This window comes from Agromyces ramosus (assembly GCF_004216665.1).
Classification (GTDB): domain Bacteria; phylum Actinomycetota; class Actinomycetes; order Actinomycetales; family Microbacteriaceae; genus Agromyces; species Agromyces ramosus.
Genome location: NZ_SGWY01000002.1, coordinates 1 through 22,374 on the forward strand (window position 1 = coordinate 1; position 22,374 = coordinate 22,374).

At 72.9% G+C, this 22,374-nt stretch carries 26 protein-coding genes, 1 rRNA gene, 1 pseudogene and 1 riboswitch; of the genes and pseudogenes, 19 read left to right on the forward strand and 9 right to left on the reverse strand.

The annotated features are described in order from the left end of the window. The 4 genes from rrf to pnuC all read left to right on the forward strand — a co-directional run. Positions 1–88: ribosomal RNA gene (gene rrf, locus EV187_RS06500) — 5S ribosomal RNA — on the forward strand; the annotation flags it as partial. A 243-nt stretch (positions 89–331) separates the two neighbouring features. Continuing rightward, complete coding sequence (locus tag EV187_RS06505; RefSeq protein WP_130352286.1) at positions 332–2,239, forward strand: thioredoxin domain-containing protein; 1,908 nt, start codon at positions 332–334, stop codon at positions 2,237–2,239. A 43-nt stretch (positions 2,240–2,282) separates the two neighbouring features. Further along, positions 2,283–2,690, forward strand: coding sequence for a DUF3054 domain-containing protein (locus EV187_RS06510; protein WP_130352287.1), 408 nt, complete (start codon positions 2,283–2,285; stop codon positions 2,688–2,690). Next, positions 2,687–3,370, forward strand: a complete 684-nt coding sequence (gene pnuC, locus EV187_RS06515; protein ID WP_130352288.1) for a nicotinamide riboside transporter PnuC — start codon at positions 2,687–2,689, stop codon at positions 3,368–3,370. The genes EV187_RS06510 and pnuC overlap by 4 nt, the downstream gene beginning before the upstream one ends. On the opposite strand, the gene EV187_RS06520 is transcribed toward pnuC, so the two are convergent. Continuing rightward, entirely contained in the window at positions 3,321–3,653 is a 333-nt protein-coding gene (locus tag EV187_RS06520) for a hypothetical protein (RefSeq protein ID WP_130352289.1), read from the reverse strand. The two genes, pnuC and EV187_RS06520, sit on opposite strands and share 50 nt — an antisense overlap. 170 nt (positions 3,654–3,823) lie before the next feature. Between EV187_RS06520 and EV187_RS06525 the strand changes: the two genes are divergently transcribed. From EV187_RS06525 to EV187_RS06545, 5 genes are all read left to right on the forward strand, one after another. Continuing rightward, complete coding sequence (locus EV187_RS06525) at positions 3,824–4,408, forward strand: RBBP9/YdeN family alpha/beta hydrolase (RefSeq protein WP_130352290.1); 585 nt, start codon at positions 3,824–3,826, stop codon at positions 4,406–4,408. 57 nt (positions 4,409–4,465) lie between these two features. Then, complete coding sequence (locus tag EV187_RS06530) at positions 4,466–6,115, forward strand: DUF7059 domain-containing protein (RefSeq protein WP_242609480.1); 1,650 nt, start codon at positions 4,466–4,468, stop codon at positions 6,113–6,115. A 133-nt stretch (positions 6,116–6,248) separates the two neighbouring features. Beyond that, positions 6,249–7,181: a DnaJ domain-containing protein gene (locus EV187_RS06535; protein ID WP_130352291.1), complete on the forward strand. Its 933-nt coding sequence runs from the start codon at positions 6,249–6,251 to the stop codon at positions 7,179–7,181. A gap of 79 nt (positions 7,182–7,260) precedes the next feature. Then, entirely contained in the window at positions 7,261–8,544 is a 1,284-nt protein-coding gene (locus EV187_RS06540; RefSeq protein ID WP_130352292.1) for a M18 family aminopeptidase, read from the forward strand. Between the two features lie 106 nt (positions 8,545–8,650). After that, positions 8,651–9,163 carry a rhodanese-like domain-containing protein gene (locus tag EV187_RS06545; RefSeq protein ID WP_130352293.1) on the forward strand — a complete coding sequence of 171 codons (513 nt, stop codon included), beginning with the start codon at positions 8,651–8,653 and terminating at the stop codon, positions 9,161–9,163. Between the two features lie 17 nt (positions 9,164–9,180). Here EV187_RS06545 and EV187_RS06550 read toward each other — a convergent pair whose 3' ends face one another. From EV187_RS06550 to EV187_RS06565, 4 genes are all read right to left on the reverse strand, one after another. Next, positions 9,181–10,059 (reverse strand): sulfurtransferase, encoded by an 879-nt coding sequence (locus EV187_RS06550; protein WP_130352294.1) that lies wholly within the window; start codon positions 10,057–10,059, stop codon positions 9,181–9,183. Positions 10,060–10,169: 110 nt separating this feature from the next. Further along, positions 10,170–10,367 carry a hypothetical protein gene (locus EV187_RS06555; RefSeq protein WP_130352295.1) on the reverse strand — a complete coding sequence of 66 codons (198 nt, stop codon included), beginning with the start codon at positions 10,365–10,367 and terminating at the stop codon, positions 10,170–10,172. 52 nt (positions 10,368–10,419) lie between these two features. Then, the gene (locus tag EV187_RS06560; protein WP_130352296.1) at positions 10,420–11,796 is read right to left on the reverse strand and encodes an L-serine ammonia-lyase; all 1,377 of its coding nucleotides are present in this window, start codon (positions 11,794–11,796) and stop codon (positions 10,420–10,422) included. 288 nt (positions 11,797–12,084) lie between these two features. Beyond that, entirely contained in the window at positions 12,085–13,107 is a 1,023-nt protein-coding gene (locus tag EV187_RS06565) for a DUF418 domain-containing protein (protein WP_130352297.1), read from the reverse strand. A 128-nt stretch (positions 13,108–13,235) separates the two neighbouring features. Between EV187_RS06565 and EV187_RS06570 the strand changes: the two genes are divergently transcribed. The 3 genes and pseudogenes from EV187_RS06570 to EV187_RS06580 form a co-directional block, all read left to right on the forward strand. Then, complete coding sequence (locus EV187_RS06570; RefSeq protein WP_130352298.1) at positions 13,236–13,472, forward strand: helix-turn-helix domain-containing protein; 237 nt, start codon at positions 13,236–13,238, stop codon at positions 13,470–13,472. Then, entirely contained in the window at positions 13,465–13,956 is a 492-nt protein-coding gene (locus EV187_RS06575; protein WP_130352299.1) for a Clp protease N-terminal domain-containing protein, read from the forward strand. Before EV187_RS06570 ends, EV187_RS06575 begins: the two co-directional genes overlap by 8 nt. Before the next feature lie 21 nt (positions 13,957–13,977). Continuing rightward, positions 13,978–14,271: pseudogene (locus EV187_RS06580) on the forward strand (ABC transporter permease); the annotation flags it as partial. Positions 14,272–14,293: 22 nt separating this feature from the next. Here EV187_RS06580 and EV187_RS06585 read toward each other — a convergent pair. The 3 genes from EV187_RS06585 to EV187_RS06595 form a co-directional block, all read right to left on the reverse strand. After that, positions 14,294–14,920, reverse strand: coding sequence for a CoA-binding protein (locus EV187_RS06585; RefSeq protein WP_130352300.1), 627 nt, complete (start codon positions 14,918–14,920; stop codon positions 14,294–14,296). Further along, positions 14,917–16,212, reverse strand: a complete 1,296-nt coding sequence (locus EV187_RS06590) for an O-acetylhomoserine aminocarboxypropyltransferase/cysteine synthase family protein (protein ID WP_130352301.1) — start codon at positions 16,210–16,212, stop codon at positions 14,917–14,919. The genes EV187_RS06585 and EV187_RS06590 overlap by 4 nt, the downstream gene beginning before the upstream one ends. 77 nt (positions 16,213–16,289) lie before the next feature. Next, on the reverse strand, positions 16,290–16,850 hold the full coding sequence (locus tag EV187_RS06595) for a cysteine hydrolase family protein (protein WP_130352302.1): 561 nt from the start codon (positions 16,848–16,850) through the stop codon (positions 16,290–16,292). An 86-nt stretch (positions 16,851–16,936) separates the two neighbouring features. On the opposite strand from EV187_RS06595, the gene EV187_RS06600 reads away from it, so the two are divergent. From EV187_RS06600 to EV187_RS06630, 7 genes are all read left to right on the forward strand, one after another. Further along, entirely contained in the window at positions 16,937–17,233 is a 297-nt protein-coding gene (locus EV187_RS06600) for an antibiotic biosynthesis monooxygenase family protein (RefSeq protein ID WP_130352303.1), read from the forward strand. Positions 17,234–17,407: 174 nt separating this feature from the next. Next, positions 17,408–17,474: riboswitch (guanidine-III (ykkC-III) riboswitch) on the forward strand. A gap of 13 nt (positions 17,475–17,487) precedes the next feature. Next, a complete protein-coding gene (locus tag EV187_RS06605) occupies positions 17,488–17,811 on the forward strand; it encodes a DMT family transporter (RefSeq protein WP_130352304.1) in 324 nt (107 codons plus the stop codon). Positions 17,812–17,954: 143 nt separating this feature from the next. Then, positions 17,955–18,746, forward strand: a complete 792-nt coding sequence (locus tag EV187_RS06610; protein WP_130352305.1) for a DUF4386 domain-containing protein — start codon at positions 17,955–17,957, stop codon at positions 18,744–18,746. Beyond that, entirely contained in the window at positions 18,743–19,204 is a 462-nt protein-coding gene (locus EV187_RS06615) for a hypothetical protein (protein WP_207221775.1), read from the forward strand. Before EV187_RS06610 ends, EV187_RS06615 begins: the two co-directional genes overlap by 4 nt. After that, positions 19,198–19,431, forward strand: coding sequence for a helix-turn-helix transcriptional regulator (locus EV187_RS06620; RefSeq protein ID WP_130352306.1), 234 nt, complete (start codon positions 19,198–19,200; stop codon positions 19,429–19,431). Before EV187_RS06615 ends, EV187_RS06620 begins: the two co-directional genes overlap by 7 nt. Continuing rightward, positions 19,428–20,435, forward strand: a complete 1,008-nt coding sequence (locus EV187_RS06625; RefSeq protein WP_130352307.1) for an NAD(P)-dependent alcohol dehydrogenase — start codon at positions 19,428–19,430, stop codon at positions 20,433–20,435. The genes EV187_RS06620 and EV187_RS06625 overlap by 4 nt, the downstream gene beginning before the upstream one ends. Beyond that, positions 20,432–21,397, forward strand: a complete 966-nt coding sequence (locus EV187_RS06630; protein ID WP_130352308.1) for an NAD(P)-dependent alcohol dehydrogenase — start codon at positions 20,432–20,434, stop codon at positions 21,395–21,397. The genes EV187_RS06625 and EV187_RS06630 overlap by 4 nt, the downstream gene beginning before the upstream one ends. A 4-nt stretch (positions 21,398–21,401) precedes the next feature. Here the strand turns inward: EV187_RS06630 and EV187_RS06635 are convergent, their stop codons facing one another. Further along, on the reverse strand, positions 21,402–22,370 hold the full coding sequence (locus EV187_RS06635; RefSeq protein ID WP_207221776.1) for a YeiH family protein: 969 nt from the start codon (positions 22,368–22,370) through the stop codon (positions 21,402–21,404). Between the last annotated feature and the right edge of the window lie 4 nt (positions 22,371–22,374).

Below are 22,374 nucleotides of genomic sequence, written 5' to 3' on the forward strand. Positions count from 1 at the left end.
CGGACACATTCCGAACCCGGAAGCTAAGACTCGCAGCGCCGATGGTACTGCAGGGGCGACCCTGTGGGAGAGTAGGACACCGCCGGACATTCATTCGAAGAGAGCCGCCCAAGGTTGGGCGGCTCTCTTTGGTTAACACGAGCCGCCCAAGGTTGTGGGGCGGCTCTCTTTTTGGTTAACACGAGCCGCCCAAGGTTGTGGGGCGGCTCTCTTTGGTCAACACGAGCCGCCCAAGGTTGGGCGGCTCTCGTTGGTCAACGCGAGCCGCCCAAGGTCGGGCGGCTCTCCGCGTTTCACGCGAGCCGTTGTGGAAGCCGCCTACGCTGGAGTCGTGGGGAATCGACTGGGGGACGCACTGAGCCCGTACCTGCGCGCGCACGCCGGCAATCCGGTCGACTGGTTCCCCTGGGGCGAGGCCGCGTTCGACGAGGCTCGGGAACGCGACGTACCCGTGCTCGTCTCGATCGGCTACGCCACGTGCCACTGGTGCCACGTGATGGCGCGGGAGAGCTTCAGCGATCCGGCGATCGCCCGCATGCTCAACGCGCGCTTCGTCGCGGTGAAGGTGGATCGCGAGGAGCATCCCGACGTGGACGCGAGCTACCTCGCCGCCGCCTCGGCCTTCACCCGCGAACTCGGCTGGCCGCTCACGGTGTTCGCGACGCCCGACGGGCGCGCGTTCTACGCCGGCACGTACTTCCCCCCGCGACCGGTCCACGGGGTCCCGGCGTTCGCCGAGGTGCTGGCCGCGGTCGACGAGGCGTGGCGCGAGCGGCGTCGGGACCTCGACGACACGGCGGCTGCGGTGGCCGACGCCCTCGCCGCGGCATCCGCCGCCCCGACGGCGGGCGACCTGCCCGGGCTCGATGAGCTCGCGGGAGCGGTGGCCGCGCTGGCCGAGGAGGAGGATCGCCTCCACGGCGGCTTCGGACGCGCCCCGAAGTTCCCCGTCGCCCCGGTGCTCGGCTTCCTCACCCGTTCGGGTGCCGACGGGCGCCGCCTGGCCGAGCGCTCGCTTCGGCTGATGGGAGCATCGCCGCTCCGCGATCCGGTCGAGGGCGGCTTCTTCCGTTACGCCACGCGGGCCGACTGGAGCGAGCCGCACTACGAGCGGATGCTGACCGACAACGCACTGCTCCTCGACGTGGCCGCGGAGCTCGCCACCGGCGACCATCCGCCGGCGTTCGCGCGCCCGCTCGCCGACGGCGTGATCGGGTTCCTCACCGGCAGGATGCAGCTCGACGGAGGCGGCTTCGCCAGCGCACAGGACTCCGAGAGCGTCATCGAGGGGGAGCGGAGCGAGGGCGGCTACTACCGGCTCGATGCCGGCGCGCGCGCTCGACTCGACCCGCCCGCCCTCGACGCGAAGGTGCTGACCGGGTGGAACGGCCTCGCGATCGGCGCGCTCGCGCGTGCCGGCTTCGTCTTCGACGCCCCGGTCGCGGTCGAGTCCGCCCGCCGTGGCGCCGACTTCCTCATCGCCCACCACCTCCTCGACGACGGGACCGTGGTGCGCGCCTCCCTCGACGGCGTGGCCTCGGCCGCGACGGCCACCCTCGAGGACACGGGGATGCTGGCCGGCGGACTGCTCGAACTCGCGTGCGCGACCGGGGAGGTGCGCTACGCGGTCGTCGCACGGGACCTCGTCGACCGCGCCATCGACGCCGCCGCCGACGATGCCGCACAGCCCTTCGCCGCCCCGGGCGGTGGGGATCCGGTGCTCGTCGCGCGTGGCCTGGCGCTCCCGGCGGACCCCGCAGAGGGTGCGACGCCGTCGGGCATCACGACGTGCGCGGATGCCGCGTGGCGGCTCTTCGCGCTGGGGGCGGGTGCCGGCTACCGTGAGCTCGCCGAGCAGGCCATGCGCTCGGTGGCCGGCGTGGCGGTCGAGCGCCCCCTCGCCTTCGGCGGAGCACTCGAGCTCATGGCGCGACTCGCATCCCCGCTCGTGCAGCTGGTCACGGTCGTGCCCGACTCCCCCGACGACGGACCGGGCGCCGGCGCCGGCGCCCGGGGCGATGCAGGCGGACTCCGGGCCGCGAGTCGCCGGCACGCGGCATCCGTCGCGACGATCGTGACCGAACGTCAGGCCCGGGAGTTCGCCGGAGCCGGGTTCGAGCTGTTCGAGGGGCGCACGGCGCAGCACGACGCCGACACCGCCTACCGCTGCCGCTCGTTCGTGTGCGCGCTGCCGGTGCACGAGGCGGGCGCGCTCGAGGCACTCGTCGAACGGGCGTGAGCGCACCGCGACGCGCTCCGGCGCGGATCCGTACGATGGTCGCATGAGCGATCGCGCACGCCCCGGCACGGCGGGCGTCGTCGGCGCGCTCGCCCTCGATGCGGCGCTCGTGGTCGCCTTCGCGGTCATCGGCCGCAGCAGCCACGCCGAGGGCATCGACGTCGTCGGCGTCTGGACTACGGCATGGCCGTTCCTCGTGGGTCTCGCGGCCGGATGGGTGGCGTCCTCGGCATGGCGGCGGCCCGCCGCACCGTGGCCCACCGGGGTGATCGTGTGGGCGGCGACCCTCGTGGTCGGCATGCTCCTGCCACTCGCGACCGATCAGGGCGTGCAGGTCCCGTTCGTCATCGTCGCCGCCCTGACGCTCGCGATCCTCCTCATCGGGTGGCGCGCCGTCGCCTCGCTCATCGCCCGGAGGTCCTCCACTCGCGCGGCGGCGGGCGCGTCGTGAACCCGATCGAGTGGCTGTTCGACGCGCAGCTCGTGATCGGCGGCCAGGCGATCCTGTGGCGCGAGATCATCGGCAACCTCTTCGGGCTCGCGAGCGCACTCGGCGGACTCCGGCGCAAGGTCTGGGCCTGGCCGGTCGGCATCATCGGCAACGTGCTGCTCTTCACCGTGTTCCTCGGGGCCGTCTTCGACACCCCCAACCCGGTGAACCTGCTGGGCCAGGCGAGCCGGCAGGTCATGTTCATCGTGGTGTCGATCTACGGCTGGGTGCGCTGGGCGCGTCACCAGCAGGTGAGCGAGACCGCCGTCGACCCGCAGTGGGCGAGCACTCGCGCCCGGATCCTGCTCGCTGTCGGCCTGGTCGGCGGCACGCTGGTGCTCACGCCGATCTTCCGCGCCCTGGGGTCGTTCGAGCCCGTGTGGGCCGACGCGTGGATCTTCATGGGCTCACTGCTCGCGACCTACGGCATGGCGAAGGGCTGGACCGAGTTCTGGTTGATCTGGGTGGCCGTCGACATCGTCGGCGTGCCGTTGCTGGTGAGTGCCGGCTACTACGCCTCAGCCCTGCTCTACGTGTTCTACGGCGCGTTCACCATCTTCGGCTTCATCACCTGGATGCGCGTGCAGCGCGTCACCAGGGTGACGGAACCCGGTCGAGCACCGACCACACCGCCGAGCTGAGCTCGGGGTGGTCGAGCGCGATCTCGCGCAGCAGCTCGAACTCGAAGCGGGCCGCGTCGCCATGGCGTGCCGCGGGGTGGTACGCCCGCGCGCGTGCCGGACTCCACCGCTCGGAGTGCAGCCGCTCCTCGCGGAGCGTCGCCACGACCTGCTCGTCAACCGACGGCAGGTCGGGGAGGAACACCCACGGATCCTCGCCGAGCCGGCACCGCAGCTCGATGAGCGCGGCGAGCTCGTCTCGTGCATCCTGTCGCAGGCGCTCGAGCGTCGACGACTCTGCCATCTGCGACCTCCCCTCGCTGAATCGATCGTAACCAACGCTACGTGCACCGTGTGACGGCAGGGTTACACGGCGTGACGTGACGTGTACGTCAGGTGACGCCGACATGACGCCGCGGCATCCGGCCACCGGCCACGCTGGTTGAATGGACCGCACGACGACGGGAGCGGAGCGTGGCAGAGGAGTACCTGATCCTGCACGGGTGGCAGAACCGACGCCCCGAGGGGCACTGGCAGCGGTGGCTCGCCGCCGAGCTCGAGTCCCGCGGCGCGAGCGTGCGGTATCCGCAGCTTCCCGAGCCCGACGAGCCCGTGCTCGACGACTGGATCGCCGCGCTCGAGGCCGAGCTCCGCGAGACCGACCCGGCATCGCTCGTCGTCGTCGCCCACAGCCTCGGCTGCCTCCTCTGGCTGGCGTACGCCACGCGCCGGGCGGAGCGCGGTGCCGACGTGCCCGCGGCACGCCGCATCGTGCTCGTCGCCCCGGCCGCCGGAACCGTGCTCCGCGGCATCCCCGAGGTCGCGGCGTTCGCACCGACCCTCGACTGCGCGACGGCGCGTGACGCCCTCGCGGGTTCGGTCGCGGAGCGCGGAGTGGTCGTCGCCTGCACCGACGACCCGTACTGCCCCGAGGGCGCAGAGCACGCCTACGCGCGGCCGCTCGACCTCGACTTCGTCCCGGTCGAGGGCGGCGGCCACCTCACGATCGACGACGGCTACGGCCCGTTCCCGCTGGTGCTCGCCCTCGCGACGAGCTGAGCGGATGCCCCGACCACGCGAGACCGGCCGCGCGAACTCGTGCGGTTGAATGGTGCGGTGAGCCTCGACAGCGTGCCCGACGACCGCCGCACGAGCGCACTGCTGGCGCGGCTCCGCGACGACCTCGGCGTGGCCGGGTTCACGGTGGCCGCGCTCGACGCGCTCTGGGGCCCGGATGCCGCGGCCGCGCTGCATCGCGGCGAGCGCGTGCCGGCGCGACGCGCGCTCGCGAGGCACACGGGCCACGGGGCATCCGGCGACCTCGCGACGCTCGCGGAGCTCTTCGTGCTCGGCCTTCCGGTGCCCCCGTCGGAGGCCGCGCACGCGCTGCCCGCGCTGGGCGTCGACGGCGCGATCGAGCTCGGCCTGCTGGGCCCGGTCGGGACCGCGGCGATGCCGTCGGGCGCCGGAGCCGACGGCGACCTCGCGACCGGCGGAGCAGGACCGCACGGCGACGTCGCTGCGGCATCCGTTCGCGCCGCGCTCGACCTGCGACCGTATGCGTTCTCGGACGCTCGCGGCGACGGGCACTGGTGGATCCTCTCCGACCTCGGCGAGGTCGCGCTGGGCCACGCGCTCGGCGAGCAGCACGTGCTGGGCGTGGGCGGTGCGTCGCTGACGCTCGCCGGCCTGATGGTGCCGACCCCTGCGCGCACGGTGCTCGACCTCGGGACCGGGTGCGGCATCCAAGCGATGCACGCGTCGCGGTTCGCGGAACGGATCGTCGCGACGGACATCTCGGAGCGGGCGCTGCGCCTGGCTCGCCTGAACGTGGAGCTGAACGGGATCGACGGCGTCGAGTTCCGGCTCGGCAGCCTCTACGACCCGGTCGCGGGGGAGCGGTTCGACCGGATCGTGTCGAATCCGCCCTTCGTGATCACGCCGCGATCGCCGGGCGTGCCCGAGTACGAGTACCGCGATGGGGGCATGGTCGGCGATGCGATCGTCGAGGCCGTGATGCGCGGGGCCGCCGAGCACCTGGAGCCCGGCGGCATCGCCCAGCTGCTCGGCAACTGGGAGGTGCGCGACGGCGGCGACGGGTTGGAGCGCGCGCGGGCCTGGGCCGGCTCCCTCGACCACTGGATCGTCGAACGCGAGGTGCAGCACGTCACCGAGTACGCAGAGACCTGGATCCGCGACGGCGGCACCCGCCCCGGCACGCCGGACTTCGATCGGCTCTACGACGCGTGGCTGGATGACTTCGAGCGTCGAGGCGTGCGTGAGATCGGGTTCGGCTACGTGCTGCTGCGGCGGCCGGCAGGCGGTGAGGCGCCGGGCCGGACGTTCGGCCTCGCCCGCACCGAGCGGCTCCACGGCGCGCTCGGTGCGCACGAGGGCGGCCTCGGCACGCACGTCGCCGACTGCCTCGCCGCGCACGACCGGCAGGCGGCGCTCGACGACGCGGCCCTCGCGGCGACGCGACTGGCGGTCGCCGCCGACGTGACGGAGGAACGGCACTACTGGCCCGGCGACGACCACCCGACGGCGATGCTGCTGCGTCAGGGCGGCGGCTTCGGCCGCGCCGTCGGCCTCGACACCGGTCTCGCCGCCCTCGTCGGCGCGAGCGACGGCGAGCTGTCGATCGAGGCGATCGTCGCCGCGCTCGCCGAGCTGCTCGACGTCGATGCCACGGCCCTGGCCGCCGACGTGCTGCCGGCGGTGCGTGCCCTCATCGACGACGGGATGCTCCGGCTGCCCGACGAGTGACGTGTGCGGCCCGGTGCATCCGCTCAGACGGTGCCGGCGGGCGGGCGCACCCCGGATGATCGGCGCGTGACACGACACGGCGTTCACCGAGCCGCCGGGGGTATTCTGCTGGTCGCACACCGAAAGCGAGCCCATGGCCGAAAGTCCGCTCTCCGATTCCCCCTACGAGGTGCTCGGCGTGCCCGCCGACGCGGATGCCGCGGCGCTGCGCCTCGCGTACCGTCGGGCGCTGCGCACCGCCCACCCCGACACGGGCGGCGATCCGGTGCGGTTCCACGCGGTGCAGCGGGCATGGCTGCTCGTGGGCACGCCGGAGGCCAGGGCGGCGTTCGACCGCGGACTCCGCGGCCCCACGTCGGCGCCCACCCGCGAGGCCTGGGCGCCCGCCGCCCCGCGTCGTCCGCGCGACTCGCGTCCGCTCGCACGGTCGTACGGGCATCCCGGCGGACTCACGCGCGAGCTGTACCTCGCCCGCATGCGCGAGTGGGTCGGTCGGGGCGTCGAGGTGCCCGACCCGTACGATCCCGAGCTCGTGCGACGCGCGCCACGCGACATCCGGCACATCCTGGCCGACGCGCTCACCGAGGAGGCCACGGCCCGCGCACTCTCGACGCTGGGCATCGCGTACACCGTGTGGCACGACGTGGCGACGGATGCCGCCGGCCCCGGCCTCCCGCCGAAGCTCGATCACCTCGTGCTCGGCCCCACGGGCCTGTTCGCGATCCAGTCCGAGGACTGGGGCGGCCCAGTGGCCATGAAGCGCGGCGAGCTCGTCGGGGAGGCCCTCGGCGGCGAACGTCCGTTCCGGGCCCTCGCCGCGCGGGCCAAGGCGATCGGGCGCGCTGCCCGCGTGAAGCCCACCGCGCTGGTCATCGTGGTTCCCGACGAGTACGCGGCGGAGCCGCTGGAGGTCGGCGGCTCGGTGCGCGGTGCGGTGGTCGCCCTGGTGCGCAGCTCCCGCCTCGCGAGCGCCGTGCGCGAGGGGCTCCCCGGCTCCGCGCACCTCGGCGGCACCGAGGTCATGGAGGTGCGCTCGCGGCTGCAGGCCGTGGTGCGCTTCGCGTAGACGCGGCATCCGGCGGCTCGACTCGACCGGGGCGCCGAGCGATGTTGGACGGGAGCTCCGGGCGGTGTTGGATGGGAGGATGCCTGAGCTCGATCGTGACGCCCACCTCGCCGACTTCGCCGACTTCATCCGCGAGTCGCCCTCGTCGTACCACGCCGCCGCGGCGGTCGCCGACCGCCTCGAGGCGGCCGGCTTCGAGCGGCTCGAGGAGCGCGACGAGTGGCCGTCGGGTCCCGGTCGGCGCGTGGTGGTGCGCGACGGTGCGGTCATCGCCTGGGTGCAGCCGGCCGGCGCCGCGGCGACGACCCCGTTCCGGATCCTCGGCGCCCACACCGACTCGCCCTCCTTCAAGCTGAAGCCGGGCGCCTCCACGAGCTCGGAGGGGCTGCTGCAGGCCGGCGTCGAGGTCTACGGCGGCCCGCTGCTCAACTCATGGCTCGATCGCGAGCTCGAGCTCGCCGGCCGGCTCGTCACCGAGGACGGCGCCGAGCACCTCGTGCGCACGGGACCCCTCCTGCGCATCCCGCAGCTGGCCATCCACCTCGACCGGGACGTGAACAAGGGCCTCACGCTCGACCGGCAGCGGCACCTCCAGCCCGTCTGGGGGGCCGGCTCCGGCCTCGATGTGCTCGCCCACCTCGCCGGCATCGCCGGCCTGCACGCCGAGGACGTCGCCGGGCACGACGTGCTCCTCGCCGACACCGCGGCCCCGGCCCGGTTCGGGCGCGACGACGAGCTCTTCGCCGCCGGTCGCATGGACAACCTCAGCTCGGTGCACGCCGGCCTCGTCGCGCTGCTCGCCCTCTCCGACGAAGACGACGCCCGGCACGTGAGCGTGCTCGCCGCGTTCGACCACGAGGAGCTCGGCTCGGAGTCGCGGTCGGGTGCGAGCGGCCCGTTCCTCGAGGACGTGCTCGCACGCGTCGCCGCGGGGCTGGGCGCCGAAGCGACCGACCGGCGGCGCGCGTTCGCCGACTCGTGGCTGCTGTCGTCCGACGCCGGGCACGCGGTGCACCCGAACTACCCCGAGAAGCACGACCCGGGCAACCGGCCCGTGCTCGGCGGTGGTCCGCTGCTGAAGCTCAATGCCAGCCAGCGCTATGCCACCGACGGCGTGGGCGCCGCCCTGTGGGCGCGCGCGTGCCGGCAGGCGGGCGTGTCCACGCAGCCGTTCGTCTCCAACAACACGATCCCGTGCGGGTCGACCATCGGTCCGCTCAGCGCCACCCGGCTCGGCATCCGCACGGTCGACGTGGGCACGCCGCTGCTCTCGATGCACTCCGCGCGCGAGCTCGCGCACGTCGACGACCTCGTCGCGCTGGCGGCGGCGGTGACGGCGTTCTTCGCACCCGCGGGCGACTGACGACGACGGGCCGGCGCGTGCGGGCCTGCGCAGCGTGGCGGGATGTCGCGGCAGGTCGGCGCGATTTCACGGGACCCGCCGGCCGGCGCGGTGCGAGGGTGAGGGCATGACCGAGACCACCGCTCACGCCGCTTCCGCACTCTTCCGGCACGTCGCGACGCAGGCCGACGCGATCGCGCACTTCCGCGGCCGCCTGGGCTTCGAATCGGATGTCTCCGACGTCGCCGCCGCGCTCGCCGATCCCGAGCCGGGCTTCGTGCTCGTCGACACGCGCAGCGAAGCGTCGTGGGCGCAGGGCCATGTCCCGGGAGCGATGCACCTGCCAGGACGCCGGATCGCCGCGGAGGCCGGCGAGCGGATCCCGGCCGGAACACCCGTGATCGTGTACTGCTGGGGACCCGGGTGCAACGGGGCGACGCGCGCGGCACTCGAGTTCGCGCTCCTCGGCTTCCCGGTCAAGGAGATGCTCGGCGGGTTCGAGTACTGGGTGCGCGAGGGGTTCGCCTACGACACGCCCGACGGGCTCGCGCAGTCGCCGGCCGACGCGCTGACGAACGTCGCACCGGCCGGGCTCGCCGGCGGCGCCGTGATCGACACCGGCATCAGCTGCGCCTGCTGAAGCGCCGGAGCGACACGTCAGACGAGCGAGACGAGCGGGGCCCGGGGGTCGGCGGCCCACTCGTCGAGCGAGCCGTCGTAGATGGCGACATCCGGATGCCCCGCCCGGCGGAGCGCGAAGGCCGTGCCGGCCGCAGCGATGCCGCCGCCGCAGTACACCACGATGCGGCGGGTGCCATCGGTCGGCACCGCGGCGAGCCGGGTCTCGAGCGCGTCGCCGCGCAGCAGCGTGCCGGACTCGCGGTCGACCACCGAGCTCACGGGCACGCTGACGCTTCCCGGGATGTGCCCGCGGCGGGGGCGGCGACCCGTCTCGCCCCGGAAGTCGCTCGCCGACAGCGCGCACACCAACGCGGCATCCGCCTCACCGGCGACGATGGCGTCGACCTCCTCGCGCTCGGCCCAGCGCGCGTCGTTCGGCGACAGGGTCAGCGCGCCCGCGGTGCGCGGCGGTTCGAATCCCGTCTCGAGGGCACGGCCGTCGGCGCGCCAACGACCGAGCCCGCCGTCGAGCACGGCGACGCGCTCGACGCCGGCCGAGGTGAGCAGCCACCACAGGCGTGCCGCCCAGTGGCCGAGGGAGGTGTCGTACACCACCACGGCGACGTCGTCGTCGATGCCGAGCTCGCGCGCCACCCGCTCGAGGCGCGCGGGAGCGGGCCGCGTGAACGAGTACGGGCCGTCGGGGTCCGAGAACTCCTCGAGGAGGTCGGCGAACACCGCCCCCGGCACGTGGCCGGCGATCAGGTACTCGTCGAGGCCGCTGAGCCAGCGGAACCCGGCCGGCGTCTCGACGCCGAGCACGCTGGCGTCGACGACGACGAGCCCGGGGTCGTCGAGGTGGGCGGCGAGCCACTCCGTCGTGACGAGGTCGGCGAGCAGGTCGAGTGCGGGCATGCCGACACGCTAGTCGTGGCCCGGCCTCGGGTCACCGGATGCCGCAACAGGCCGTAACCCGCCCGGTGGGTGGCGGGTGATCCGCGGTGGCGACGCCCGTCGGTCGCGCGTCAGCGCAGCGGCCCACGCCGGCTCTCGAGCCACATCGTGTGCTCGCGGAGGCCGTTGCGCACGGCGGCCTTGACGATGAGGTAGCCGATCCAGAGCATGAGGGCGAGGACGGCCAGGTAGATCGCGAGGCCGATGATCAGGCCGATGAGGCCGAAGCTCGCGATGAGGTCGTTGTAGGTGGGGTCATTCGGGTCCATCAGCACAGGTTGCCAGACGCGGGCGGCCGCGCGCGAGTGCCCCGATCCGGGGTCAGCACTCGATGACGTTCACCGCGAGGCCGCCCTCGCTCGTCTCCTTGTACTTCGTCATCATGTCGAGGCCCGTCTGCCGCATGGTCTCGATCACGGTGTCGAGCGAGACGAGGTGCGTGCCGTCGCCGTGCAGTGCGAGCCGTGCGGCCGACACCGCCGTCGACGACGCGATCGCGTTGCGCTCGATGCAGGGCACCTGCACGAGGCCGGCGACCGGGTCGCAGGTGAGGCCGAGGTGGTGCTCCATCGCGATCTCGGCCGCGTTCTCGATCTGTCGCGGTGTGCCGCCGAGCACGGCGCACAGCGCGCCGGCGGCCATGGCGCACGCCGAGCCGACCTCGGCCTGGCACCCGCCCTCCGCGCCCGAGATCGAGGCATTCTTCTTCACGAGGCTCGCGATCGCCGCGGCGGTGAGCAGGTAGCGGCGGATGCCCGCGGCATCCGCACCGGGCACTAAGCGGAGGTAGTAGTGGCCGACCGCGGGGATGATGCCGGCCGCGCCGTTCGTCGGCGCGGTGACGACGCGCCCGCCCGACGCGTTCTCCTCGTTCACCGCGAGGGCGAAGGCGTGCAGCCACTCGGTCGACGTGTCGCGGAGGTGCTCGTCGCGGTCGTACTCCTCGAGCCGGCGGCGCACCTCGGGCGCGCGGCGCTTGACGCCGAGTCCTCCGGGAAGGGTGCCGTCGCTCGCGAGCCCGTGCTCGACGCACTCGGCCATCGCCGCCCAGATCGCGTCGAGCCCGGCGTCGATGCCGTCTTCGCCGTGTACGGCGACCTCGTTGTACCGGGCGACGTCGCAGAACGAGACGCCGTGCTCCTCGCAGAGCGCGAGCAGCTGGTCGGCGTTGTCGTACGGCAGCGGATGCCGCAGTGCCTCCGACTCCTCGGGCGCGTCGCCCTCGCGACGGATGAACCCGCCGCCGACCGAGTAGTAGGTCTCCTCGGCGAGCGGGAGCGCCTCGCCCTCGCCCCACGCCTGCAGCGTGAGCGCGTTCGGATGACCGGGCAGCCGCGTGCGCGGCTCGAGGCTGAGGTCGCCCGTGGTCATGGTGATGGGCCGGCTGCCCGCCACGCGCACCTCGCCGCCGGCCTCGCCGAGGCGCGACCACGCGCCGCGCACGTCGTCGGGGTCGCAGTCGTCGGGCCTGAGGCCCGCGAGCCCGGCGACGACGGCGTCGGGGGTGCCGTGCCCGAGCCCGGTGGCGCCGAGCGAGCCGTACAGCGAGCACGTGATGCGGGTGACGCGGTCGAGGACGCCGTCGTCGGCGAGTCGCCCGGCGAACGCACGTGCCGCCCGCATCGGGCCGACGGTGTGCGAACTCGAGGGGCCGATCCCGATCGAGAAGAGATCGAGGGCTGAGACGAACGCTGTCACCATTCAAGGCTACGCCGCTGCGTGCGCACGCATCCGGCGTGGCGTCGCAGGATCCTGCGTCGGAGGCGACACCGGCGCATGCCGGGCGCAGGGTGTGCGATCCCGGGCGCGCGGCATGCTTCCCGCGTCCACGCCTCGTGCCGGCATGCCATCTCACCGCTGGCCCGCGACGGCGAGCTCGACTTCCGGTTCCTCGGCGTCGCCGGCCGCGCAACGGCTCTCCGAGGGCATTGGCGGCACGCGGACGCGTCGCGGAATGCCGCCTGAGCGCATCCGCATGGAGTCCGCTCACGTCGTATGGCGCGGTCGGACCGGCGCGGACATCGCTCGCGTCGGAAGGCGCAGGACCCACTCGAGCGGCCCGATGTCGAAGACCTTGAGCCATGCCCAGCAGAAGCCCAGGCACAGCGCGATCACCCCGACCATGACCGCCCAATGGTCATCAGTCGCACCGCCCAGGACCCAGCGCGCGATCAACGCCAGCGCCAGCACCTGGAGCGTGTAGGCGGTGAGGGCCATGCGGCCGGTGTCGATCACCGCGCCCAGCCAGGCCCGCGTCCGCCGCTGCCCGAGACCTGCCGCCAGCCATGCGCAGGTCCACGTCGCGGCGAGGCTCAGGAGGGCGGCGCCGATGATCTCCGGCGTCGTGCCGGAGTAGGCCGCTGCTCCCCATGGGCCGAGGCGCCCCACCCCATAGGCGATGGCCGCGCCGACGAGGAGCCCTGCCGCACCCAGTGCTCCCCGCACTCCGGCGACGGCTCGCCCGGCGACCAGCAGTGGAGCCGCTGCCATGCCGATCGCGCAGATGGCGACGAACGAGGACACCCGGTAGTGCCCACCAGCGACCGCCAGCGCGACGAACTCACCGAGCCATCCGGCTGCGGCCCCGTCCTGGGCCAGCCACTCGCGAGCCGCACTCACGGCCAACGGGCTCACGAAGGCCACGAGCACGCCCAGGCCGATCCACACCAACGGACGTCGCCCGACGAGCGCGACGACCGGTGCAAGCACGATGACGAGCAGTCCCAGCGTCTGGAGCACGACGTCGATCTGGGCGTACTGCCGCTGCAGCCACTCCCCGAGCAGGATCAGGATGAGACCACGTGTCACGTTCCCGAAGACGAAGACGACCCAGCCCCGGGAGGCGTCCCACGCGAGCAGCAGCGAGATCCCGATCAGCATCGCGAACCACGGCGCCGTCAGGTACTCGGTGGCGTTGAACACTCCACCCCACGGACTGGTGTGCGCGATGACCATGGAGATCACCGCGAATCCGCGTGCCAGGTCGAGCCACGCCAGTCGGCCCGTCATGCCGTCACGTTAGCGCCGGCGGCCCGCCGCCGCTCGATGAGCGCGCGCCGGATCTCGGATTCCGTGCCAGTGGTCATGCATAAGCAACTCGGGTTGACAAATCCAGATAAGCAACCTAAGTTGCTTTCATGACCCCGCACATCCCGGAACCCACCGGAGCCGAGGCCGACGATCTCGGCGCCGTCGTCGCGCTGCGCGAGCTCGCCGACCGCCTCGAGGACGCCGCGGTCGAGCGCGCCATGCGCGCCGGCTGGACGTGGAGCCAGGTCGCCGAGGCGCTGGGCGTCACCCGGCAGGCAGTGCACAAGAAGCACCATCGGCGACTCGAGGTCGCGGGCATCGAACTGAGGAGGCGACATGGCTGACCGACTGGACGACGAGCGTCTCGGCGTGACCCTGAAGCGCGTGGTGATCGGCGCGATCGACGAGGCGGCACGGCGCGGGTCCTCGACGGTCGAGGCCGAGCACCTGCTGCTCGCCATCTCGGCGGGCACCGACGTCGCGGGCACGACGCTCGCCGAGTTCGGGCTCGATCACGCCGGCGTCGAGGCGGCGCTGCGCCAGGAGCGGGAACAGGCGCTCCGTGCGGCCGGCATCCAGCCGGTCGCCGAGGAGCGACTGCGGGCGACCCGCAACTCGCGACCCGGATGGGGCGCGTCGCTCCGCGAGGCGATGCGCCGCGCCGATCACCGCGCCCGTCGCGACCGCGGCCGCGCGGAGCGCGAGCGACTCGCGGTCGCCGACACGCTCCTCGGCATACTGCGCGCCGACCTCGGTACCGTGCCGCGCGCCCTCGCCTACGCGGGCGTCGACCGCCGGGCGCTCATCACCCGTCTCGAACAGCTCTGAGAGGACCGACCCGTGACCGCCTTCGGATTCTTCGGCGTGATCGCGGGTCGGCCGCGGCGGTGCAGGGCATCTCGCTGATGATCCTCTTCCGCGCTGACGTTCCTCTCGAACGCCTTCGTGCCGAGCGACACGCTGCCCGGCTGGCTGGAATGGTTCGTCCGGCTGAATCCGGTCTCCCACCTCGTGACCGCGGCGCGCGACCTCACGATGACCGGCACCGCGGGCGTCGGGGCCTGGTTCGCCCTGCTGGGATCCGCGGCCGTGGTCGCCGTCTTCGCGCCGCTCGCCGTGCGCGCCGACCTGCGGAAGGCGTGACCCGCGCCCGCCGAACGCGGGCTCAGCGCACCGTCTTGCGCGACGTGATCTGGCCGGTGTCGAAGCCGAGCAGATGCAGGCCGCCGTGGAAGCGGGCGTGCTCGACCTTGATGCAGCGGTCCATGACGACGGTGAGCCCCTGCTCCTCGCCGTAGTACGCGGCATCCTGGTTCCAGATGCCGAGCTGCACCCAGATCGTCTTCGCCCCCGAGGCGAGCACCTCGTCGACGACCTGCGGAATGTCGCTGCCGCGTCGGAACACGACGACGATGTCGGGCACCTCGGGCAGGTCGGCCAGGCTCGCGTACGCCGGCTGGCCGAGGATCTCGGTGGCGTTGGGGTTCACGAAGTAGAGCCGGTAGTCGCTCGACTGCTGGAGGTAGGTGCCGACGAAGAAGCTCGAGCGCGCGGGGTTCGGCGACGCCCCGACGATCGCCACGGACTTCGCCGCGTTGAGGATCTTCAGCCGCTGCTTCGCGTCGGGCCCGATCCACGTGCGCTGCGAGTGCAGCAGCTTCGCGAGCGGCGAGTTCGCCGGGAGCTCGCACGAGAGGCCGTTGACCAGGCGAACCGTCTCGAGGTCGCCGGATGCCGCGGCATCCGTGTCGGGAAGCACCGCCGTGTTCGCGGCATCCGTCGCTGTGCTCATCGTGCTGCTCCTGTCGCGGCCGTGAGGGCCTGGTCGAGATCGTCGATGATGTCTTCAACGTCTTCGATGCCCACGCTAATCCGCACGACGCCGGGAAGCACGCCGGCGTCGACGAGCTGCTGCTCGGTGAGCTGGGCGTGCGTGGTCGACGCCGGGTGGATGATGAGGGTCTTCGCGTCGCCGATGTTGGCGAGGTGCGAGGCGAGGTTCACCGACTCGATGAGCTGCTGGCCGACCGCGCGGCCGCCCTTCACCTCGAAGCTGAACACCGACCCCGGGCCCTTCGGCAGGTACTTCGCGGCGCGTTCGTGGTGGGGGTGGTTCGCGAGGCCCGCCCACCAGACGTGCTCGATGCGCGGGTCGGCCTCGAGCCACTCGGCGACGGCTCGCGCGTTGTCGACGTGCGCCTGGATGCGGTACGGCAGGGTCTCGACGCCCTGCGCGAGCAGGAACGCCGAGTGCGGCGCGAGCGCGGGACCGATGTCGCGCAGCTGCTCCGCGCGCAGTCGCGTGAGGAACGCGTACTCGCCGAAGTTGCCCGACCACTGCAGCCCGCCGTAGCTCGGCACGGGCTCCCCGAAGAGGGGGAACTTCTCGCTGTGCCAGTGGAACCGGCCCGACTCGACGACGACGCCGCCGAGCGTCGTGCCGTGCCCGCCGAGGAACTTCGTGGCGGAGTGCGTGACGATGTCGGCGCCCCACTCGATGGGGCGGTTGAGGTAGGGCGTCGGGATGGTGGAGTCGACGATGAAGGGGATGCCGTGAGCGTGCGCGACGTCGGCGAGGCCCTCGAGGTCGGCGATCTCGCCCGACGGGTTCGCGATCGTCTCGACGAAGAGCGCCTTCGTCTTCTCGGTGATCGCCGCGGCGTAGTCGGCGGGGTCGGCGGAGCGCACGAAGGTGGTCTCGACGCCGAAGCGGCGGAGCGTGACATCCAGCTGCGTGATCGAGCCGCCGTAGAGGTTCGCCGAGGCCACGATGTGGTCGCCCGCGCCGGCGAGGCTCGCGAAGGTGATGTACTGCGCGCTGAGGCCCGAGGCCGTCGCGACGGCGCCGAGACCCCCTTCGAGGCTCGCGACGCGCTCCTCGAAGCTCGCCACGGTGGGGTTCGCGAGGCGCGAGTAGATGTTGCCGTACTTCTGCAGGGCGAACCGGGCTGCGGCATCCGCCGTGTCGTCGAAGACGAACGCGGTCGACTGGTAGATCGGGAGCGCACGGGCCCCGGTCACCTGGTCGGGGATGTTGCCCGCGTGGATGGCGCGGGTCTTGAAGCCGAATTCGCGGTCTGCCATGGGTTCACGCTACTGCGGGCCGCCGCGGCATCCGCTGCCTGCCGTAATGCGGGGCAACGGATGCCGCGGCGCCGCGGTCAGGCGCCGAGCACCTCGTCGGTCGTCACGACGCGGGCGAAGCCGCCGCCCTCGAGGTTCACCGCGGTCGCCCGTGCGAGCTCGGACGCGGTGAGGCGGAGGCCGCCCGGCCCCTCGAGGTCGAACGTGTGCGTCGCGTCGAGCGGCAGCGTGACCTCGTAGCCGAGGTTGCCGCCCATGCGCGCGGTCGTCTCGACGCACATGTTCGTCTGGATGCCGGTGATCACGAGCTGCCGGACGCCACGGTCCCGCAGCCACGCGTGCAGGTCGGGCTCGCCGTAGAACGCGGAGTTCACCTGCTTGGTCACGAACAGGTCGTGCGGGGCATCCGCCACGACGTCCTTGAGCGCGTTGCCGGGGGAGCCGACGCCGAGCGGCGAGCCGGGCGAGACCGAGTCGTGCCGCACGAGCACGATCGGCCGGCCGGCATCCGCCCACGCGGAGACGAGGCGGCCGATGTTCGCTTCGGCCGCGGGGTTGTCCCGCTCGCCCCATGCGGGGTCGTCGAAACCCTGCTGCACGTCGATCACGATGAGGGCGGCGGTGTCGTCGAAGTCCATGCGACCATCCTGCGCCGATCCGGCCGGGCGCGGGCCGCGAACGGCTGCCGATCCTCGAGGGGATCCTGCCGCCGTAGGCTCGGGGGATGATCCTCGAGCACGCGATCCTGCCCGTGACGCCCGGCCGCGAGGCCGACTTCGAGGCGGCCTTCGCCGGGGCGAAGCCGATCATCGCGTCGATGCCGGGGTTCGTGGACCTCACGCTGTCGCGGTCGATCGAGACCCCCAACGAGTACCTCCTGCTCGTGCACTGGAGGAGCGTCGCGGCGCACGAGGTCGGGTTCCGCGGGTCGCCCGAGTACGAGCAGTGGCGTGCGCTCCTGCACGGGTTCTACGACCCCTTCCCGGCAGTGGAGCACTTCGCGGAGGTCGCGCGGGCGTGACCTTGGCGCGGCGTGCCCCCGCGGCATCCGCCGACTGCGCCACTTCGACGCCCGCTGCGCCAGTTCGGGTGGCGCAGCCGCCGCCAACATGGCGCAGCGGGACGATGGCACGACCGCGGATGCCGCGCGGCATCCGCTGCACAGCCCCTGATCAGGCGCCGTTGCTAGCCTCGAGGCAGGTCGCATCACGTGGCCCCGGACGAGGGAACCCAGTACCCGGAACGCGACAAGACTGGCCACGGGAGTGAACAGTCATGGCGTGGGTCATCCTCATCGTCTCCGGAATCCTCGAGGCCGTCTGGGCCACCGCGCTCGGCAGGTCCGAGGGCTTCACGAAGCTCTGGCCCTCGGTCGTCTTCTTCGGCGCGCTCGTGCTGTCGATGGGCGGCCTCGCCTGGGCGATGCGCGACATCTCCACCGGTACCGCCTACGCGGTGTGGGTCGGCATCGGCGCGGCCCTCACCGTGACGTGGGCGATGATCACGGGCGACTCGGATGTCTCGTGGGTCAAGCTCGGGCTCATCGCCGGCCTCGTCGGCTGCGTGGTGGGGCTGAAGCTCGTCGACGGCAGCCACTAGCTCGCGTGCCCGCCGACGGCGCGACGCCGGCCGTGCCGCCCGACCCGCAGCCGTCCGAATGTGTGTAAAGAATCATTGACACGGTGTCGCCAACGCTTTACATTGAAGACGTAAACAATCTTTGACACGGGAGCGTGGTCCACATGGCAGGACGAGTGGGAGGCGGGGCATCGTTCGCCGCCGCCGGAGGCCTTGCGCTGATGGCGCCGCTGGCGTTCGTCGGCGTCGGCGTCGTCGCGGGGGTGCAGGCAGACGGGTCAGAGGGATCCGGCGCGGCGGGGCTCGCGGCGACGCTCGAGGCGGCGTCGGGATCGTTCGGCTGGGCGGTGCTCGCGCTGCTCGGCGTCGCCGTGCTCGACGTCGTCGTGGCGTGCGCGCTCTGGACGGTGTTCCGAGCCGAGCGGCCGGGCGCGGCCGCGCTCGCGGCGGCCTTCCGGATCGCCTACGCGGCGGTGTTCGTCGGCGCGATCGCGATGCTGGCCGACGCACGGCGCATCGCCGACGAGGGGGCGGGCGGGGCATCCGGACTCGGGATCGACGATCGCGACCTCGCGGTGCTGTCGCGCCTCGACGGGTTCGACGCCGCCTGGAACGCGGGTCTCGTGCTGTTCGGCGTTCATCTCGCGGTGATCGGCTGGCTGCTGCTCCGGCGCCCGGGCGGGTTCGCGGTCGTCGTGGGCGTGCTCGTGCTGGTGGCCGGAGCGGGGTACCTGGCCGACAGCGTGCTCGGCGTGCTCGCTCCCGATGGGCCCGCGGTGGCGCAGTACACCTTCATCGGCGAGATCGTGCTCATCGCGTGGCTCGTCGTCGGCGGCATCCGCTCGATCCGGGCCGACCGCGAGCTCGTCGCCCACGCGACGCAACCCGAAGCCGTGCTCGCCGCGGTCGACGCGCGAGCGGCACGGGCGGACGCGACCGAGGGGGCACGGCGATGAACCGCCGTACGGAACGGGAGACGGTGATGTCGTACGAGGAGAAGGGCACGTGGGTCTACCTCGTGGTCGCGATCGTCGGAAGCACGGTGTACCTCTCCCTGGTGCTCCCCGAGTTCCTGGGCGGAACCCCGGTCGGGCAGATCGACTACGTGCCGGCCATGCTGTGGGTGATCGGCGGGGCGATCGTGGCGTCGATCATCGGACGCATCATCGTCGAGGTCTTCTCGCCGAGCGAGAGCACGAGGGGCGACATCCGCGACAAGGAGATCGACCGGCTCGGCGAGCGGGTCGGCAGCTCCTTCGTCGTGCTCGGCGCGCTCGGCGCGCTCGTGCTCGCGATGCTCGACGCCGACGGCTTCTGGATCGCGAACACCGTGTACGTCTGCTTCGTGCTCTCGGCCATCGTCTCGAGCATCACCAAGCTCGTCGCGTACCGCAGGGGCGTGCCGACATGGTGAAGCCCACGAAGGTCACGAACGACATCCGGTCGCTGCGGTTCCGCGCCGGCGAGATGACGCAGGCGGAGCTCGCGAAGCGACTCGGCGTGACCCGCCAGACCGTCATCGCCATCGAGCAGGGGCGCTACTCGCCCTCGCTCGAGATGGCCTTCCAGATCGCGCGGGTGTTCGGGGTCCCGCTCGACGAGGTCTTCCAGTACCCCGATCGCGAGGAGACGGCATCATGAGAGCCGCAGTGTACGACCGCTACGGCGCACCCGAGGTGGTGCACATCGAGGAACGAGACGAACCCGGGATCGGGCCGGACGAGGTCCTGGTGCGGGTGGAGGCCACCGTGGTCGGGGCATCCGAGAGCGCCGCGCGCAGCGGTCGACCCTGGTTCGCCCGCCTGTACTTCGGCGTCGGGAAGCCGAAGTTCCCGGTGCTCGGCACCGATTTCGCCGGCATCGTCGAGCGCGTCGGAGACCGGGTGGGCCGGTTCTCGCCGGGCGACCTCGTGTTCGGCGCCGTCGGCACCGAGTTCGGCGCGCACGCCGAGCTGGTGAAGGTCGCCGAGCACCACGTCATCGCGCATGTGCCGCCTGGGCTGGATGCCGCGGAAGCGGTGTCGAGCATCGACGGGTTCCTCACCGCCCTGCCGTTCCTGCGCGACGTGGCCCGCGTCCGTGCGGGCCAGGCCGTGCTCGTGAACGGAGCGTCCGGCACCGTGGGCTCGGCCGCCGTGCAGCTCGCGAAGCACCTCGGCGCGACGGTCGTCGGCGTCTGCAGCGCAGCCCATGCGCCGCTCGTGGCGTCGCTCGGCGCCGACCGGGTCATCGACCACACCCGCGAGGACTTCACGGCGGTGCGCGGGGCCTACGACGTGATCTTCGACGCGGTCGGCAAGCGAACCTTCCGGCAGTGCCGCGCGGCGCTGGCCGACGACGGCATCTACCTCACGACCGTGCCATCCGCCGCGATCCTCGTGCAGATGCCGCTGACGAGGCTGCTCCGCCGTCGACGCCGCGCCGCGATCGCATTCACCGGGCTGCGCGAGGAGACCGTGAAGGCGGGCGAGCTCGCGCTCCTCGTCGAGCTCCTCGAGACCGGCGGCCTCGTGCCCGTGATCGATCGCATCGTGCCGTTCGAGGACATCGTCGAGGCGCACCGCCGGGTCGACGGCGGGCACAAGGCGGGCAGCGTGGTGGTCGCGCTGTCGCCCGCGCTCCGTCCCACCGAGGCGGCGTCATGAGGGCCGTCGTCCGCGACGTCTACGGCGGCCCCGAGGTCCTCGCGCTCGCCGAGGCCGAGCCGCCCGCGCCCGCCGACGACGAGGTGCAGATCCGCGTGCGGGCCGTCGCGGTCAGCACGGGAGACGTGCTGCTGCTCCACGGCGAGCCGCGGGCGGTGCGGCTCGCGTTCGGCCTCCGGCGCCCGAAGGGTCGCGTGATCGGACGGGACGTCGCGGGCGAGGTCGCGGCCGTGGGCTCGGCGGTCACCGGGTTCCGCGTCGGCGACGCTGTGTACGGCGAGGCCGACCAGGGCGGGTTCGCCGAGCTCGTGACCGTGCCCGAACGGTTCGTGGCGTCGAGGCCCGCATCGGTCGACGCGGTGCATGCCGCCGCGGTCGTGGTCTCGGGCACGACCGCGTTGCAGGGCCTCCGGCTCGCGGGCCTCGTGCCCGGGCAGCACGTGCTGGTGAACGGCGCCTCGGGCGGCGTCGGCGGGTTCGCGGTGCAGCTCGCGAAGGCGATGGGCGCCGAGGTGACGGGTGTCTGCCGCGGATCGAAGGCCGAATACGTCCGTGCCATCGGCGCCGACCGGGTCATCGACTACGAGGCCGAGGACTTCACGGCCAACGAGGGCCGCTACGACGTGGTCTTCGACCTCGTCGCCGACCATCCGCTCGGTCGCGTGCGTCGCTCGCTCGCACGACGGGGAACGCTCGTGCTCTCGTCGGGCCGGGGCGGGCGGGTGCTCGGTCCGATCGGGCGCATGGCCGCGGCATCCGTGGTCTCGCCGTTCGTGCCGCAACGGCTGCGCACGCTCGCGGCTCGGCGCAGCGGCGACGACCTGGCCGAACTCGCGCGGCGCATCGACGCGGGCGAGGTGCGGCCGGTCGTCGACGAGGTGTTCCCACTCGACCGCGCCGCCGACGCCGTCGCGCGACTCGAGTCGGGCGCGGTGCGCGGCAAGGTGGTCATCGAGGTCTGACGGCTCAGCCGAGCAGCACCGCCCCGTAGGCGAGCGCCGCGACGAGCACCCACGACGTGAGGCCGACGACCAGCGCGCGCCACCCCGTGTGCACGAGCTCGGTCACGCGGACGGAGGCCCCGAGCGCGAAGAGCGCGGTCGCGAGCAGCGCGATCTGCACCTGGTCGGCGGCGGCGAGGAGCTGCTCGGGCAGCGGCACGAACGTGTTCAGCAGCACCGCCGCGAGGAATCCCGCGATGAAGAGCGGCACGATCGCGGGCGGCGGGCCGGCGGGTTCGATCGTGCGCCGCCGCTCGACGGCGGCCGCGATCGCCACCATCGGCGCGAGCATGAGCACGCGGGTGAGCTTCACGACCACGGCGACGGCGAGAGCGGCCGTGCCCGCGAGCTGCGCGGTCGCGACCACCTGGCCGACGTCGTGCACGCCCGCACCGACCCAGTGGCCGAAGCCCGTGGCCGAGAGGCCCAGCGGATGCCACAGCGCGGGCAGCACGGCGATGGCGAGGGTGCCGCACAGCGTGACGAGCGCGATCGGCACGGCCTGCTCCTCGTCCTTGGCGCGCACCGTCGCCGCCATCGCGCCGATCGCGGAGGCGCCGCAGATCGAGAAGCCGCTCGCGACCAGCACTGGCTGATGCCCGGGCAGGCCCAGCGCGCGCCCGAGCCCGATCGTTCCGACGAACGTGATCACCACCACGCCCACCGTGGTCAGGATCGTCACCCAGCCGAGCCCGGCGATGTCGACGAGGCTGAGCTTCAGTCCGAGCAGGACGATGCCGATCCGCAGCAGTCGCCGCGACGCCACCTGCAGCCCCGGCGCGAGCCGGCCCGAGAGCGCCGGCTGCAGCGCGGGCACCTGGCCCACGACGATGCCCAGCGCGACCGCCGCCGTCAGGATCGGCAGGGCGGGCACCGCGAGGTGCACCAGCCACGCGATGAGGGCCGCGGATGCCGCGACGGCGAGTCCCGGCATCCGT

Coding starts and splice junctions, on each gene's coding strand:
- EV187_RS06535 (WP_130352291.1), top strand. CDS start 6,249: ATGGCCGAAAGTCCGCTCTCCGATTCCCCCTACGAGGTGCTCGGCGTG.
- EV187_RS06595 (WP_130352302.1), bottom strand. CDS start 16,850: ATGGACTTCGACGACACCGCCGCCCTCATCGTGATCGACGTGCAGCAG.
- EV187_RS06585 (WP_130352300.1), bottom strand. CDS start 14,920: ATGAGCACAGCGACGGATGCCGCGAACACGGCGGTGCTTCCCGACACG.
- EV187_RS06565 (WP_130352297.1), bottom strand. CDS start 13,107: ATGACGGGCCGACTGGCGTGGCTCGACCTGGCACGCGGATTCGCGGTG.
- EV187_RS06575 (WP_130352299.1), top strand. CDS start 13,465: ATGGCTGACCGACTGGACGACGAGCGTCTCGGCGTGACCCTGAAGCGC.
- EV187_RS06545 (WP_130352293.1), top strand. CDS start 8,651: ATGACCGAGACCACCGCTCACGCCGCTTCCGCACTCTTCCGGCACGTC.
- EV187_RS06600 (WP_130352303.1), top strand. CDS start 16,937: ATGATCCTCGAGCACGCGATCCTGCCCGTGACGCCCGGCCGCGAGGCC.
- EV187_RS06520 (WP_130352289.1), bottom strand. CDS start 3,653: ATGGCAGAGTCGTCGACGCTCGAGCGCCTGCGACAGGATGCACGAGAC.
- EV187_RS06630 (WP_130352308.1), top strand. CDS start 20,432: ATGAGGGCCGTCGTCCGCGACGTCTACGGCGGCCCCGAGGTCCTCGCG.
- EV187_RS06540 (WP_130352292.1), top strand. CDS start 7,261: ATGCCTGAGCTCGATCGTGACGCCCACCTCGCCGACTTCGCCGACTTC.
- EV187_RS06510 (WP_130352287.1), top strand. CDS start 2,283: ATGAGCGATCGCGCACGCCCCGGCACGGCGGGCGTCGTCGGCGCGCTC.
- EV187_RS06610 (WP_130352305.1), top strand. CDS start 17,955: ATGGCAGGACGAGTGGGAGGCGGGGCATCGTTCGCCGCCGCCGGAGGC.
- EV187_RS06590 (WP_130352301.1), bottom strand. CDS start 16,212: ATGGCAGACCGCGAATTCGGCTTCAAGACCCGCGCCATCCACGCGGGC.
- EV187_RS06620 (WP_130352306.1), top strand. CDS start 19,198: ATGGTGAAGCCCACGAAGGTCACGAACGACATCCGGTCGCTGCGGTTC.
- EV187_RS06635 (WP_207221776.1), bottom strand. CDS start 22,370: ATGCCGGGACTCGCCGTCGCGGCATCCGCGGCCCTCATCGCGTGGCTG.
- EV187_RS06615 (WP_207221775.1), top strand. CDS start 18,743: ATGAACCGCCGTACGGAACGGGAGACGGTGATGTCGTACGAGGAGAAG.
- EV187_RS06555 (WP_130352295.1), bottom strand. CDS start 10,367: ATGGACCCGAATGACCCCACCTACAACGACCTCATCGCGAGCTTCGGC.
- EV187_RS06550 (WP_130352294.1), bottom strand. CDS start 10,059: ATGCCCGCACTCGACCTGCTCGCCGACCTCGTCACGACGGAGTGGCTC.
- EV187_RS06570 (WP_130352298.1), top strand. CDS start 13,236: ATGACCCCGCACATCCCGGAACCCACCGGAGCCGAGGCCGACGATCTC.
- EV187_RS06625 (WP_130352307.1), top strand. CDS start 19,428: ATGAGAGCCGCAGTGTACGACCGCTACGGCGCACCCGAGGTGGTGCAC.
- EV187_RS06605 (WP_130352304.1), top strand. CDS start 17,488: ATGGCGTGGGTCATCCTCATCGTCTCCGGAATCCTCGAGGCCGTCTGG.